The organism is Psychrobacter sp. 219-2-C (assembly GCF_049560815.1).
In the GTDB taxonomy this organism is placed as follows: domain Bacteria; phylum Pseudomonadota; class Gammaproteobacteria; order Pseudomonadales; family Moraxellaceae; genus Psychrobacter; species Psychrobacter faecalis.
Map to the genome: position 1 here is coordinate 1,254,096 of NZ_CP186933.1, position 16,181 is coordinate 1,270,276.

A 16,181-nucleotide genomic window follows, 5' to 3' on the forward strand; every position below is an offset into this window, starting at 1 on the left:
CGTTATTTAAAATAATTACCCACAAAAAACCGTCTTTATAAAGACGGTTTTTTGTGGGTAATTATTAAGGTTTATATAAATAAGTTTAAGCTGCTTTACATTAGACACGCTTTAGACGCAGTGCGTTTAATACCACAAATAATGAGCTTAAGGACATACCAATCGCTGCAAGCCAAGGCGGCACATAGCCTAGAGCTGCTGGTATCAAAACGCTACTATTATAAATCAGCGCCCAACGTAAGTTTTGCTTAATAATACGTTTGGTCTTATCAACAATACGTTTCGCCGCCGTGATAGCTTCGATTTGACCATTTAGAATAATACTGTCACTCGATACTTGCGCCAAATCTGCTGCGCCCGCAATCGAGGTTGAGACATCTGCCGCTGCTAAAACAGGCGCATCATTAATACCGTCACCAACCATAAGGACGACGGCGCCTTTTGCTTGTAGCGCTTGAATATGATTGACTTTATCGGTTGGCGACAGGCCGTTATAAGCGGCTTTCATGCCTAACTCTTCCGCCATTACCAGTGCTTGCGGACTTGGGTCACCGGTTAGCATGACAGGTTCAATACCTGATTTTTTGAGTGCGGCGAGCATAGACGGCGCACTGTCACGTACCTTATCATTAAAGTAAAAACCTGCTAGCGCTTGCCATGCACTTGACTGACTATCCTGACAAGACAATACCACTGCGGAGCTGGCACGATGAGTGGCTAAATCAATGATTAAATCGTTATCCGCATTAGCAGCATAGCCCGTTCTATCTAAGGCAAAATCGACATGACCGATGCGATATAGGACACCATCAATCATCGCTTCTACCCCGCCTGCAGGATAATACTGCAACGACTGCGTGGCTGGCAGATGTAATTGATAAGCGGCGGTGAGCAAAGCGTGGGCAATCGGATGGCGGCTGCCCACTTCTAGCGCGGCGGCAATCGCTAATAACTTGTCTTTTTCTTCATTGCTAGCAGCTGTCGTATCATTAGTTGTCAATCGCTCGATATTTAATAAATTGGGCTTACCATAAGTGAGCGTGCCTGTTTTATCAAACGCCACATGGGTAATCTCAGCAAGGGTTTGCAGCGTATGGCCTCGTGTGGTTAAAAAACCATAACTTGCCAGTCGATTGGTTGCTACGGTCAGCGCAATCGGTGTCGCTAAAGACAGCGCACACGGACAGGTCGCCACCAATACCGCAACCGTTGCCCAAATCGCTTGGCTTGGGTCGACGATATACCAGCCAATGAACACCAAAGCTGACAATACTAAAATCCGTGCTACAAACCAACGCGCCAGCTTATCCGCTTGCTGAGCGAGTTTTGGTTTCTCACTCATCGCCCGATTCATTAGCCTATCAATCAATCCTATCTGGCTGTCTTCTGGCAATGCCGTCACTAGCATCTCAAACGGCTGACTGTCGTTTTGGGCGCCGCCAACGATATAATCGCCTTGGGTTTTGATGATTAAATCGCCCTCACCGGTTAGCAGGCTTTGCGAGACGGTCGCGGTAGAGCTAAGCAAGATACCATCGCTGATAATCTCAGAGCCTGCTTCCACCATAATAATATCGCCCACTTGCAAACTGTGAGCGGTCACCATCTGCCTTTTTTCTGGCACGGCTTCTGTCTGCGCTATATTTGATGGTTTATGATTTGCCTGCTGCCAGTCTTGAGCGATACGTGACGTCAATTGCTGAATATTGGCATCCATACTTTGCATAAAGTTGAGCATCGTTTTTGCAGTAGTGGTTGTGCCATTTGTCGTTAGATTATTATTTGGATTAAGCACCTGTTCAGTATTATTATCAGAAAGAACGTCACTATCAAGGGCAGTATTATTAAGCGTATTTTGCTCTATAAGCTGCAAGATACGCGCCGCGGCGTCTTTATCTTCAGCAATTTTTTGTACCAAGACGGGCTCGACCACCACCAAGTCATTGGCCATGGTGGCGGCTTTTAAGCGTGCATTATGCTCAATATAACGCCCAGCCAATAAGAAGAAAATAAACATACTGACCGAATCAAAGTAGGTTTCCCCTTGTCCCGTGATAGTGGCATAAAGACTGGCAAAGAACGTCACCACTAAGGCGATACTAACCGGTACATCCATATTGACTTGGCGGGCACGAATCGCTGACCATGCTGAGGTAAAAAACGGCACGCCGGCATAAAAGAACACCGGCGTACTCACAAATAAAGAAACCCAACGTAGAAAATCACGCTGAAAAATAAGCATGTCGCTATATTCGCCAAAATAAATCGCCACCGCATACATCATTGCCTGCATCGAGCCGAGCGCCGCGATACCAAGCCGCAATAGCATCTGACTGTTATGACGTGCCAGCATGGCTTCATGGGTATCTTGACGATAAGGCTTGGCTTCGTAGCCAATCTCATTGATAACGCCCAAAATACGACTAATCGGCAGCTTATCTTCGTCCCAAATCACCCGCATACGTTGATTGGTTAAATTCACCTGACATTGGCTGATGCCATCTAACTCATCTAAACGTGACTCAATCAGCCACGTACAGGCCGCACAGCGCAGATTATTGACCGACAGCTCGGCTACCGACATGCCGTCTTGGGCGTAGACAAATTGAGATTTTATCTCGTCGTGATCATAAGCTTCGAGGCGCGTCAGCTGCGTGGGCAAGCTTGCCGTACGGTTAATCTCCGAGCGGTCAAGGTAATATTGCTCAAGCCCTGCCTCGACAATACTTTGCGACGCTAACTGACAGCCCATACAGCACATCTCGCGCGACTGACCTAAAATATCGGTATGAAACGGCGGCTCTGGCACCGGATCACCGCAATGAAAACAATGACCGGCAAGCGGCAACACCAGACCCTCAGTAATCGAGTGGTCTTGATAGTGACGGTTGTTATTTGCTGGCATGGATGAGGGAATACTAGACATAATCGCGCTATTTCCTTTCGACAAGTTTACTTGCAGCCGACCGGCTTTTAATAAACTTGCTCTGATTAACGAGAGTCAACCCCTATGTAAAAAAGCGATTGAATTATCTGCCTTTAACACAGCTACTTTACATAGATATTGGCACAACGTTATTGGCACAATGATATTGGCATAAATGAGACCAAAAAAATCGGTGAAATCGATTAATAAAAGGGGTCGATAAAACTGTTGGTATCAACCTAATTATTAATATAAACATTATACTACAAGCGCGCGGCGTAAGCAGCCTAGCCCTTTATCCCAAAACATTAATACCTCTAAAACACCTACTACGAAAGTCTAACGCCTGCTTAATGAATGCGGGCGTTGATGATGATAGATTGAAAAATTTGTCAATTTGCGTCATTATGAGGCAGTTTTTTATCCCAAAATGGTGTGTCATCAGTGCAAAAGTCTAATTCTAATCGACCACAGTCGTCTAAGCCTGCTATCAATACGCTACCCTCACAGCAGCGCGGCGTGGTGTTTAGTGGTATTTTATTAATCGTCATTATCGCGGCTATGGTGCTATTGGCGCTATATTTGGTCAAACTTGATCGCACTATTACCACCAAATTTGAGGGTAAACGCTGGGATATTCCTGCTAAGGTCTACTCACAGCCTTTAGAGCTATATCAAGGTGCCAATGTCAATACAGACACCATGAAAAAGTGGCTTGAACTGCTCAATTATCAAAGCAACAAGGCTTATGATCGCACCGGTACCTACCATAAATCTGGCAATACCTACTTTATCCATACGCGCGGCTTTACGTATAGCGCCAACGACGTCGATAAAGAGCAAGTCATCAAAATGACCATTGCTGGCAATAAGATTGAGTCGGTACAAAGTACCCAGCCTGCCAAAACTGGCATTATTCGTCTGGAGCCAGTAAACATCGGCGGTATTTATCCAGACAGTAACGAAGATCGCATGGTGGTGACGCTCGATCAAGTACCGCAGCCGCTGATTGACGCGCTTATCGCCACCGAGGACCGCGGGTTTTATGAGCACAAAGGCGTCTCGATACGCGGTATCGCGCGGGCGGTAATAAACAACTTTACCGGTGGCCCTAGACAGGGCGGCTCGACCATCACTCAGCAGCTGATTAAAAACTTTTATCTCAATTCTGATCGGACGATGAAACGTAAAGCCAATGAGGCATTGATGGCGGTGTTACTTGAGCTGCATTATAGTAAAGATGAGATTCTGCAAACCTATCTAAACGAGATTTACTTGGGTCAAAACGGCAATCGCTCTATCAATGGCTTTGGTCTTGCCTCACAATTTTATTTTGACAAACCGCTCAAAGAGCTGCGTTTAGACCAACAGGCACTGCTCGTTGGTATGGCAAAAGGCCCGAGCGTTTATAATCCGCGCCGTCATCCAAACGATTCGACAGCGCGCCGTAATACCGTACTGAATAATATGCTGGCGGTCGGTAAAATTAGCCAAGAAGAGTACGAAAAAGCGATAGAAAAACCACTCGATGTGGCGGACAAACCCGTCGAAGGCAAAAGCCAGTTCCCTGATTTTTTAGATATCGTCAAGCGTGAATTGAACAAAGTCTATTATTCTGATGATCTAAAAAACGAAGGTCTGATTATCATCAGTACCTTAGATCCTATTGCCCAATTGGCAGCGGACAAAGCGGTTGAAAGAAAACTTGGTGAGCTACGTCGTCGCGGTAGCAAGACCAAAGACTTACAAGGCGCATTGGTCAGTGCCAATCCTGAAACCGGCGAGCTGGTGGCAGTGGTCGGTAGTGGCAGTGAATTTACCGGTTTTAACCGTGCTGTCGATGCCAAGCGTCAAGTTGGCTCGTTATTAAAGCCGATTATCTATATGACGGCGCTTGAAAGCGGGCGCTATAATTTGGCAAGCTCGGTCGATGATTCACCGATTACGGTCAATTTGAGTGACGGTACTGAGTGGAATCCAAAGAACTATGACAATCGTGACCATGGTTACGTGCCATTTACCACCGCTTTGTCGCAATCGTATAATCACAGCGCGGTACGTTTGGGTATGGAGTTTGGCGTTAACACCTTTGCCAAACAGCTACAGCGCATGGGCGTAAAAGAGAAAATACCGCCTTATCCTTCGGCTTTATTAGGCTCGGTCAATCTTAGCCCAATGGATATGCTGGGCGTTTACCAAGTATTTGCTACCGGTGGTTTCCGCACGCCTATTCATAGTATTCGTAGTGTTATTGATGATCGCGGACATATTTTGCAGCGTACCGGTTTAAATACCCAGCGTAGTATTCCGCCTGAGACCAACTTTTTGATTAACTATGCCTTGCAAGACGTGGTTAAAAATGGCACGGCCAAACGCATACAATCGCTTGGCAGCAACTTAAACCTTGCGGGTAAAACGGGTACGACCAACGACTACCGTGATGCTTGGTTTGCGGGCTACAGTGGCAATTATGTCAGCGTGGTTTGGGTCGGCCGTGATGACAATAAACCCATCGGTCTAAGCGGTGGTAGTGGCGCTTTGCCAGTTTGGGTCGATTATATGAATCGTCTCAAACTGACCCCTGTTGCGCTGCCAGAGCCCGAAGGAATTGAGTGGTTATGGCTTGAGAACAACTCTGGCAAGTTGTCTAATGAACGCTGTGCTGATGCGCGCTATCTGCCCGTGATGTCAGCGTATCTACCCGAAGAAGCCAGCAGTTGTGCTATTAGCTTATATCAGCAAGAGCGTGCCCGCGAGCAGATACAATGGCAAAATGAGCAAGGCTCTATCAATCAGCAGCGCCGCCGTGAAGGCTTAGATATTCCTAATGGCGAAGCCGTTGATACGGATAACAACGATGGCGATGCTGATAATGCTGAGCAAGAGGGCGGGTCGAGCAATCGTGCGGACACTTGGTATGACCGCGCCGTTGAGTGGTTCTAGGGTTTTTAAGACTTAAAAAAGGGTTTTAACATGGCTTTATTGATACAGCAAACCATCACCGCTAAGCAGGCTAGTACTGCTCCTTCTAAAGGGCAAACTAAGCTGATTAATACGATTCTTGCTACTAGCGCCCTTATTAGCGCATTAAGTTTAAGTGCTTGCCAAACGGCACCGACAGCAATAAAAACGTTTCCTGCGCAAACGTCTGCGCCTCAAAAACAGCAGCCTACAGCAAAACAGCCAGTAACGGTAAACCAAGTACCCATTGTTAGAGGCGATGATAATAAGTACTCTACCGTGCCTAATACAGTGCCTACACAACCGGCTTCGACAATACAGTCATCCGAAGCAGAACAGGTCTATACGCCAGCAACACAAATTCCAATCATCACACAGCCCGATAGCCAAGATACCATCATCCTTACGCCTTCTCGTGAAGATTACATCCTATCCGAACCATCGATCCCTTCGCATAATGAGCTATTGGAGCGGGCGCGGCAAAACTCACAGCAGCGCAGTCAGCAAAGCACCGCCAATAACAGCAACTTGCCAGCCTTTAGGAACCTCATGCAAACAGGTACAGAGCAATTAAAATCAGGCAATATAAATGCCGCTGAGAGCAGCTTTACGCGTGCGCAGCGCCTCGCGCCCAAATCATCAGCCGTCTATTTTTATTTGGCGCAAGTCGCTCTTAAAAAGAACCAACCGCGTAAGGCTGAAGCGATGGCACGCCGAGGATTGACCGTCGCTCAAGACAGCACTCGCCGCCGCAACCTTTGGCAAATCATCTTGCAATCAGGACAAGCACAGGGTAACGCTCGCGTGATAAATGAGGCCAGACAGGCGCTGCGCTAATAGCACACACTCTCGTATTTACCATGACGACTGAATCTATAAGCGCTAAAATAGGCTTATAGATTTAGTCGTTAATTTTTTTATCCAGTTTTTTATTGGGTTTAATGACTGTTTTCTTTTACTCCTTTAATTCTTCACTTTTATTTTAAACTAAGGTTACCTTTATGGCATGGCAACAACTGCATTTACAATGTGAAAAAGACAATGTCGATCTCGCTGAGGCGCTGTTATTAGAAGCTGGTGCGTTATCAATCGCTTTAGATGACGCAGGCGATCAGCCTTTATTTGAACCCCTCCCTGGCGAGTCGCCTTTATGGGATGAAGTCATACTCACAGGATTGTTTGACGCCAATACAGATGCTGGCAATCGTCAATTACTTGAGAAATTAAGCCATGAAATCGGCGCACAAGTACAAGCCAGCCGAACGTGGGTCAGCGCTGTCGATGACAAAGATTGGGAGCGCGAATGGATGTCCAATTATAAGCCAATCGAGTGCGCCAATAACTTATGGATTGTGCCTAATTGGCTAACACCGCCGAACCCTGACGCTACCAATATTATTATGGATCCCGGTTTGGCTTTTGGTACTGGCTACCATGCCACTACTCGCCTCTGTCTTGATTGGCTGACCGAGCAAGACCTGACCGATAAAGTTGTGATCGATTACGGCTGCGGCTCTGGTATTTTAGGGATTGCGGCGCTGTTATTGGGCGCGCGTCAAGTTTATGCGGTGGACATTGACCCGCAAGCCGTACTTGCGACCAATCAAAATGCGGCACGCAATCACGTTGATGACCGCCTACAAGCATTTTTGCCAGAGGACTTTAATAATTACTGGCAACAAAACGATATGAAACCTGTAGAAATCATGGTTGCCAATATTTTAGCCAAGCCACTTATTGGTTTAGCGCCTTATTTTGCGACCTTGATGGCACCCAAAAGCCGTATCGTGTTAACAGGTTTGATTGAATCGCAAACTGAGCAAGTCAGCGAAGCATATCAGCCTTACTTTGCGCTCGATCCTAAGCATGCTTTTACCGCGCAAGAAGATCAACATTGGCAGCGTTTATCTGGTACATTTACAGGGTAGCAACATTTAATTACATCTGTTACGATAGAGGAGCAGTTAAATAATGTTGTGTATTTAACGCTGCTCTATCGTTGCCTGCAGATTATGATGATTACTATATAAAAAACGACATAAAAAACTGGTAGCGATTGGTAAGTGATTATGCGGTATTAATACTGATACCTTTTTGGATTCGACCTTATGACTACGCCAATCAAAACCCAGTGCCCTCATTGTCATGCTATTTTTAATATTAAAAAAACACAGTTAAACCAAAAAACAGCCAATGTTTGCTGTGAACATTGTCAACACAGTTTTTTGGTCAATAACAACCTTATTGTCACGAATGATACAGAGCCGACTGCTGACGCTATAGGGCATAAGCCTCAATCTGATGCATCCACTACCGCCAATACTTCTATTGAGCAAACGTCTACCGTTACGCCAGAAGCAAAAGCCACAACCAAGCCAAACGTCACCTCTGAACCAGAAGATGCAGATATTCTTATCCATGATGATATGGCTGAAGAAGATTTGATAGATGATCAGTTGATTCACGATGATATGGATATTGCAGATTTTGAAGAGGAAGATTTAGAATACGGTTCGCTCGACAGTATGGACGCTTGGCTAACGCAAGCAGCAGATAGCACCCCTACCTCAACTACAAACAATAGTGACAAGCCGCCGAAAAGTCCAGCGACAAAGCTAGATAAAAACGCTCACGCCTCTGTTAGTTCCATAGAAAAACCCTCTTTAGCAAACGCTCTTATAAAAGAGCCAGCATCAGCTGCCCAAGTAGCCCTTAGCTCAGCGGCAGCTAATGACATCCATGCCAGTATCGATGATAATAGCGATGAGTCTTGGCTTGAAAAATTGCTCAAAGAACAAAATGAAAACGAAGACGGCCATAGTCCAAGAAAAGACACAGATTTATCAGCGCTGCTCGCAAGCATGGGCGTTTCTATCAAAGACGAAGACAACACGCAGGCCGCACGCCTTAAAAGGCAGCAAGCACAAGCCAAGTTTTCACCAACACCTGCTAAGCGCTCGCTTGCTTCATTACTCTGGACACTTGGATGTTTGGTATTAGCGCTGCTACTTTTTGCGCAGTATGTCATTTTTAATTTAGATAACTTGGTTAAAAATCCTACCCATGCTGAGCGTTTACAAAAAGTATGTGCTATCGCCGTTTGTAGCTTACCTAGCGCCAATCTAGCGGCTTTGAGTACAAGCGATATCACTCATCAACCTAGCCGCATCAAGACTGCCAACACCTTTAGTGATATCAGCATCACTTTAAACAACCAAAGCACCCAAGCCCAACTCCTGCCGCATGTGAAAGTCAGTGTTTATAGTACTGATGCACTTATCGGCGAATTTATTGCAGCACCGCAAGATTATCTACTCAGTACACAGAGCCAATTAGGCGCAACAAGTCGCAAACAGCTGTTATTTACCATCCCAGTTGCCAATGCTCAAATCGACAAAGTAAACGCTGAGCCTATTTATTAACATCAGGCTTGGTAGAAATGCCATTTATAAGCAATAAAATTTATTCAAAAGTTTTGCTCTTTTATCAAACTTGTCCTAAATGTTTTAAATCTGTCATCATAAATGACAATAAATAGCGTCAAGCTTAGAGTAATAATAGGGTAATACCCAATCTATTGTTCTGATAGGCGTTGACTTTGTTATAATAGCGCTTAAACGCCTTATGGTTTACGCTTACGCTTAAGGACATTATCTTATGCCACCACATGCACCGTATAATGCCACTCATTTTGACCAGGATATTGAGAGCTCTGCTGATTATAAAGACGGCTATCATCGCTCTATCCATAAGGTAGAAGCTTCCTTAGACAATAGCCTTCATGCGCACCAACCGTTACGTGTGCATGTAGAGCGCGTGGTGCGGCAGTATTTTGCGATGCTCGATGATGAGATGCCAACCGACTTATATGAGCTTATTTTAAAAGAGATAGAGCAGCCACTATTGTCAGTCGTGCTCGAAAAGTGCCGCGGCAATCAGACCAAGTGTGCGCAAATCTTAGGTCTCAATCGCGGTACGCTACGTAAAAAGCTCAAAACTTATGGCTTAATGTAATCTATGGCTTTATGCCAGTCGCTGTTATTTACGACGACCAAACATCGCAATCACCACGCTCCTTAGCACCGCTAACCGACATTCAATTGTATGGCACGTTTATAGTTTATGATCTTATCAAACCCGATATGCTCTGCACTGCTTGCCATTATTACCTTGCCAGACGTTTACGTCAGGCTTTTTTTATGGAAATTTTCTTATGAGTACAACTCCCCTTGCCCTACTATCGGTTTCCGATAAGTCAAATATCGTAGAATTCGCCCAAGGCTTGCTTAAAGCTGGCTTTGGTTTATTATCGACTGGCGGTACTTACCGCTTGCTGACAGAAAATAACGTCGCTGTGACCGAAGTTTCAGACTATACCGGTTTTCCTGAAATGATGGACGGCCGCGTTAAAACGCTACATCCAAAGATTCATGGCGGTATTTTAGGACGCCGCGGTACTGATGACAGCGTCATGAATGAGCACGCTATTGAGCGCATTGATTTGGTCGTCGTCAATCTTTATCCGTTTGCAGAGACGATTGCACGTAGCGACGTCACCATGAACGATGCGATCGAAAACATCGATATTGGCGGCCCTACTATGGTTCGTTCAGCAGCAAAAAACCACGCTCACGTCGGTATTGTGACTGACCCTGCTGATTATACGCGCGTACTCGACGCCTTAGGCGATGGAACGACTCTAACCGCTGCCCTACGTTACGATTTAGCGGTTAAAGCCTTTGAGCATACCGCACAATACGACGGAATGATTGCCAATTTCTTGGGCAGCCGCGTGAATGAAAACCAAGAGGCAGAGAATTTCTCTCGTACCTTTAACGTCCAATTAGAAAAAGTGCAAGACCTACGCTACGGCGAAAACCCGCATCAAAAAGCGGCTTTTTATGTCGAAAACCATGCGCTAAAAAGCCAGCAAGCCTCTATTGCAACCGCGCAGCAATTGCAAGGTAAAGAGCTCTCTTATAACAATATCGCCGATACCGATGCTGCTCTTGAATGTGTTAAAGCCTTTAGTGCGCCCGCTTGCGTGATTGTAAAACACGCCAATCCTTGCGGTGTGGCCGTAGATAGCGATCAAGTCGCCGCTTACCGCACCGCTTTTAGTACCGACCCTGAGTCATCTTTTGGTGGTATTATTGCCTTTAACCGCGAACTTACGCTTGCTGCAGCCAAAGCGATTATTGACAATCAATTTGTCGAAGTCATCATTGCGCCAAGTATCGAAGATGGCGTTTTGGAGGCGACCGCTGCTAAGAAAAACGTCCGTGTCTTAGTTTGTGGCGAGTTGCCAACGCCTGAGCAGCGCGACAGCCAGCTTGATTATAAACGTGTCAATGGTGGTTTATTGGTGCAAGAGCAAGATTTGGGCCTTATTACCGCCAACGATTTAAAAATCGTTACCGACGTCCAGCCAACCGAAGCACAGATTGCTGATTTATTATTTAGCTGGAATGTCGCTAAATACGTCAAATCTAACGCCATCGTTTACGCTAAAGGTCAGCGTACTATCGGTGTCGGCGCGGGTCAAATGAGCCGCGTCAATTCAGCGCGTATCGCCGCTATCAAAGCCGAGCACGCTGGACTTGCTACCGAAGGCGCGGTAATGGCATCAGATGCCTTCTTCCCGTTCCGTGATGGTATCGATAACGCTGCTGAAGTCGGTATTGCTGCTATCATCCAACCAGGCGGCTCTATGCGTGATGACGAAACGATTGCTGCCGCCAATGAGCATGGTATCGCCATGGTCTTCACTGGTATGCGCCACTTCCGCCATTAAGCAGCGGTTAAGATAATGCTGTTAAAACAACAGCGTTAAGAGTAAATAAAAATTGTAACGCATAAAAAAAGCCACTATTGATAGTGGCTTTTTCGTATTTAGGGCTTATTAAAAAAAGGGTTTAACAAATGCCTTATAGGTCGCTTAACGTCCTTGCGCATTGGCCATATTGGCTTCGTTAATCTCAACTTTATAGACCATGCGTAGATAATCTAGGTAATCTTGCAGCTGATCTTGACCCAAATTATCACGAATAATGGCGGCAGTTTGTGCCCTTTGGGCATCAGATAGCGGCGATTGCTGCTCTGTTTTGATGCGATCACCGACCAATAACGTCGCGCCCGTCTCAGTCTCACTCGCTACCGCCACGACGCCATTGGCTGCCGCTTGCTGACTAAAGGCTAAGCCGCGCTCTTTTTCGCTCAATTGCGTGGTTTGACGGTTTATTTCGCCCAACGCTTGCAACTTCACAGGCTGCTTCGCAATATCAGCAGGCGTTTTAATAGTGGCCGCTAGTTTCTTCGCTTCTTTTAATGCCAGTGCCGTTGCTTTTTGTTGACGCAATATCTGTGTGATTCTTGGCGTCGCCGCTGTTAAAGACAACGTCTTGGTTGGACGATAATTACTTGGCTGTACCCATACCGTACCATTACCAACCTCAATACCCGCAGTCACCGCTTGGTCTTGAATGGTAAATTCATCAAACGCTTGCTTAATCACCGCCGGCTGCGCCAAAGCAGATTGGTTGTTTTCTTTACGATAATCTTTAATTCGTTTTAATGGCACATTTTCTTGCTGAGCGATATCTTCAATACTAAAGCCATCTGCTGCCAAGTCATTAATCGCTGTGACTTTATCGGCATACATTTCCTGGCGTTTATATTCTTTCGCTTTAGCGGTTAGCTCTGCACGCATACTCTCTAGACTTGGTATCTTGCTACCATTGTCCTCAGTCACGGTAAATATCTGATAGCCAAAGCTGGTCTTTACAGGAGCACTGACATCACCAACGCTCAAGCCTGCAAGCGCTTCTTCCACGGCTGGTGCATCATTACCAAATACCGCTGGGTTAAAACGTCCGATATCGCCACCTGTTTCGCCTGACGGATCATCAGACTCGGCTTTGGCAACCTTGGCAAATGATTCACCTTTCGCAAGGCGGGCTTTAATTTTATCTGCTCGCGCCTTAGCATCTTTACCCGTTAGCAGGATTTGACTGATTTTGCGCTCATCTACGATAGCAAGACTTTGCTTATAGGCTTCATATTGCTGCTGCAAATCTTCTTGGGCAACCTCATTAACTTCAATCGCTTGCGGATTTAGCTGCAAGTAAGCCAAGTCGACCATGGCCGCGCTTTTGAGTTTGTCTTTATTGACATCATAGTAAGCTTGTATATCACCCTTGCTCAACTTTACTTGCTCAGCATAATCTTGCCATTTGAAACGATGCAGCCAGATATTGCGCGACTCTAGCTGCAAGTCAATCAACTGACTGACCGCTTGCATCGGATAAACTGCGGTACCTACGATGCTGGCATTGAGCTGATCTAGGCTTAACTGGTTGCGAAACTCAGCAAACAGCTGATTTTTTGTCATATTACGCTGACGTAAAAAGTTTGCAAACTGCTCGTTAGAAAAATTGCCCTCTGCATCTTTAAAGATTTCTTCTTGGCGCAGTAAACGATTGATGGTGTCATCAGAAACCGTCATGCCAAGCTTGCCGGCCTGCTGCTCTAGCAACGTGCGATCAATCAGTCCTTTTAGGACTTGCTCGTGCAGCACATCTTCATTTAACAAACTGGCATCATCAACTTGATCTAAAAGCTCAGTACGGCGGTTATTGACAGCAGTTTGATACTCGGACAGTCCCACGCTTTTGTCACCTACTTGAGCGATTTGGTTGGAATCGACACCGCCGCCAAAGTAGCTTTCGACACCCAATAGAGCGAGCGGCGATAGGCACAAAATCAATAAAATGCGACCCGGCCAGCTTTTTAAAAAATCGCGCAATTTATCCATAGTTATCTCTGCTTTATTAACCTATATTGATGAAAGACCATTGTAATACTATTAATAATATCAACGCTGTATAAGCAGGCAATGGTAAGAAGAAGAACGTGTGCATTTTATCGCTATAAAATAAGACGGACTGACGAAGTTTATAACAAGATTTAATAAAAACTCTTGTTTATACAACACCGCTATCGCGCGCCCTATGATACGTGATTTTTGATATATACTCAAAATATTCAGGCGACTATTGCCACTTAAAGCTACAAATTCCAGCATTAAAAAAAGCACCTAATCTCTAGGTGCTTTTTTGGTTATTCGCTCATGACTTAATGAATCGTTAAGTCATGAGTTGCTATCTATTATTTTACTGCCAACCAACGCTGTTTTTATTCGTGTATCACGTCGTCAACGAGCATTTGATTATTTTATTATAGAATAGCTAAAAAGAGTACAGCTTAAACAAAGCGGCTTAGTTTAAACGCTCTTTTAGGTTTTTACCGGCTTTAAAGCTTGGTACTTTGCTTGCTGGAATGCTAAGTTCTTCACCAGTCTTAGGGTTACGGCCAGTACGCGCTTTACGGTCTTTTACGCTAAAAGTACCAAAACCAACCAATGAGATGCTGTCGCCAGCTTCTAGCGCTTCACCAACACTTTCCATTACTGCATTCAAAGCTTCGCCAGCTTGAGTTTTATTTAGACCACTTTTTTCGGCGATGCTATCAATTAATTCTGACTTATTCATAAAATTTCCTTCAAGTTTTAGGGGGTAAAAAACGCTCACGCCAAGTATTGTATCGCTCTCAGAGTACTTAAGCAATAAAAACCACTGGCCTCACGCATAAACAGGTTTCGCTTTGTTAACGCCTTTATATCAAGGCAGCATAAGGAGCGCAAGCGATTTTACATATTTTTGTGCACTCTACTACGTATTTGACACTCAATGTTACTTAAAACTGCTGCAAATTTTCTATTAAATCGCTACTTTAGCTTATAGGATTTAACGAAATAAAGCACCTATCAAATAAAGCACCTATCTTTGTATTGGCTCTTTTATGCATTTTGCCTTTATAACCTAAATACTCAAATATGATGCAGGTGCCAAAACTCAGTTTTTATACTAACAAGCAAAATTAAAAACTAAAGCATAAACTTGGATCGAAAAACGGCTGCCAAGCCCAACTAATGCATTACCAGTCATAAATTTTGGTGTCTTTATAGATGAGCAAATTATAAGGTAGTGACTGACCAACTGACAGAAACGTGCGTTACTTTTTATACTAAAGGCGTTACTATAAGCGCGATTGCATTGTACATTTTGGGTTGATTTTGATATTTGTTTGTCCTTTTATCTTTAACTTAAACAATAAAAACGGATTATTTACATGAAGCGTTCTACGTTGTCTCACTCTTTTCTTAATATCATATTGGTGTTTATCGAGTCGGCGCTGACCCTGCTGTTACGTTTAGACCCAGAACTCCGTAAAGCCGCTTATCCACTCGCCAAGCAAGAGACGGTCGTCGCGCTTAGGTTATACTTGCCTCATGTAGAGGTTTTCGCCACATTTACTACTAAAGGGGTGTTATTAGACGATAGATTGCCTATCGGCCGTAGTGAGCCTGACGTTATTATCAACGCTTATAGCATTCAAGTGCTTAATGCCATCATTACCCACGATACTGAGTCGACTGAAAAGCTGCAAATGCGCGGCGAGGCGGTGCAAGTACAGCTGGTGAAGCAGTTTATTATGCAGCTTGGTTTTGGTAGTCTGATTCAAGGGCTGATTAAAAAGATTAAGGGCGGCAAAGGTAAGACCAAACCTACCGAAGCCGAAATGGCAGAAAAAAAGGAGAGTTATAAGCTGCGTATTAAGGAGCAGCAAACTCAAATCAACACCTTGACCATTAAAAACCGTGAACTTGAAACCACGGTTAAAGAACTGCAAAGTAAGCAGAAGACCTTTATCATTACCGCAATTATTTTTGCGGTTATCGCTATCGCTGCCATTATTGCTTTATTTATCATGACCTAATGCCTTACTAACTGCAGTGATAACGTGTTTTTAAAGTTATTTTTCTAACCTTGTATCGCGTTTAATAGGATGTAGACTTATTAAGCGCTCTTGCTTCCTTTCTGCAGTTCACATCCTGCGCGTTCGCGTATTCATTCTCTTTTAAGCCTTAATATTTCCTATCATTGTTTTTATCAATGATAGGAATAAGTCGCACTCACCATTCAACCACACTTTAATCTTGACTAAATTACTCAGGATTGAGTATAATTACCCTATCGTTGCACACATCGGGTAAACCATCTGCTGTTTAATAGCGACAAGACACCACTTAGTCGATAGATGATTTTCCTAAATAGAAGCGCAAGTACGGCGAGTTACTAACCGTCAGCGGCCAATAAGTCGATTATAAATCTATTAAATCTATAAAGAACCTATTGATAACCATGCACTTTTGGAATACGACAAGACTAAGTTC

At 44.6% G+C, this 16,181-nt stretch carries 10 protein-coding genes; 7 read left to right on the top strand and 3 right to left on the bottom strand.

Going from position 1 to position 16,181, the window contains the following annotated elements; genetic code table 11:
• Positions 1–100: 100 nt before the first annotated feature.
• Complete coding sequence (locus ACPEGP_RS05030; protein WP_423814132.1) at positions 101–2,926, bottom strand: heavy metal translocating P-type ATPase; 2,826 nt, start codon at positions 2,924–2,926, stop codon at positions 101–103.
• A 444-nt stretch (positions 2,927–3,370) separates the two neighbouring features.
• Here ACPEGP_RS05030 and mrcB point away from each other — a divergent pair, with 444 nt between their 5' ends.
• The 6 genes from mrcB to purH all read left to right on the top strand — a co-directional run bounded on the left by mrcB (position 3,371) and on the right by purH (position 11,681).
• Positions 3,371–5,869, top strand: coding sequence for a penicillin-binding protein 1B (mrcB, locus tag ACPEGP_RS05035; protein ID WP_423814133.1), 2,499 nt, complete (start codon positions 3,371–3,373; stop codon positions 5,867–5,869).
• Positions 5,870–5,899: 30 nt separating this feature from the next.
• Positions 5,900–6,724 carry a tetratricopeptide repeat protein gene (locus tag ACPEGP_RS05040; RefSeq protein ID WP_423814134.1) on the top strand — a complete coding sequence of 275 codons (825 nt, stop codon included), beginning with the start codon at positions 5,900–5,902 and terminating at the stop codon, positions 6,722–6,724.
• A gap of 164 nt (positions 6,725–6,888) precedes the next feature.
• A complete protein-coding gene (gene prmA / locus ACPEGP_RS05045; RefSeq protein WP_423814135.1) occupies positions 6,889–7,815 on the top strand; it encodes a 50S ribosomal protein L11 methyltransferase in 927 nt (308 codons plus the stop codon).
• 180 nt (positions 7,816–7,995) lie between these two features.
• The gene (locus tag ACPEGP_RS05050) at positions 7,996–9,309 is read left to right on the top strand and encodes a DUF3426 domain-containing protein (protein ID WP_423814136.1); all 1,314 of its coding nucleotides are present in this window, start codon (positions 7,996–7,998) and stop codon (positions 9,307–9,309) included.
• Between the two features lie 322 nt (positions 9,310–9,631).
• Positions 9,632–9,901, top strand: coding sequence for a DNA-binding transcriptional regulator Fis (gene fis, locus ACPEGP_RS05055; protein WP_068404623.1), 270 nt, complete (start codon positions 9,632–9,634; stop codon positions 9,899–9,901).
• Positions 9,902–10,100: 199 nt separating this feature from the next.
• Positions 10,101–11,681: a bifunctional phosphoribosylaminoimidazolecarboxamide formyltransferase/IMP cyclohydrolase gene (gene purH / locus ACPEGP_RS05060; RefSeq protein WP_423814137.1), complete on the top strand. Its 1,581-nt coding sequence runs from the start codon at positions 10,101–10,103 to the stop codon at positions 11,679–11,681.
• Positions 11,682–11,825: 144 nt separating this feature from the next.
• On the opposite strand, the gene ACPEGP_RS05065 is transcribed toward purH, so the two are convergent.
• The gene (locus tag ACPEGP_RS05065; RefSeq protein WP_423814138.1) at positions 11,826–13,700 is read right to left on the bottom strand and encodes a SurA N-terminal domain-containing protein; all 1,875 of its coding nucleotides are present in this window, start codon (positions 13,698–13,700) and stop codon (positions 11,826–11,828) included.
• A gap of 463 nt (positions 13,701–14,163) precedes the next feature.
• Entirely contained in the window at positions 14,164–14,475 is a 312-nt protein-coding gene (locus ACPEGP_RS05070; protein WP_223808465.1) for an HU family DNA-binding protein, read from the bottom strand.
• A 601-nt stretch (positions 14,476–15,076) separates the two neighbouring features.
• On the opposite strand from ACPEGP_RS05070, the gene ACPEGP_RS05075 reads away from it, so the two are divergent.
• Entirely contained in the window at positions 15,077–15,724 is a 648-nt protein-coding gene (locus tag ACPEGP_RS05075; RefSeq protein ID WP_193032354.1) for a hypothetical protein, read from the top strand.
• Positions 15,725–16,181: the final 457 nt, after the last annotated feature.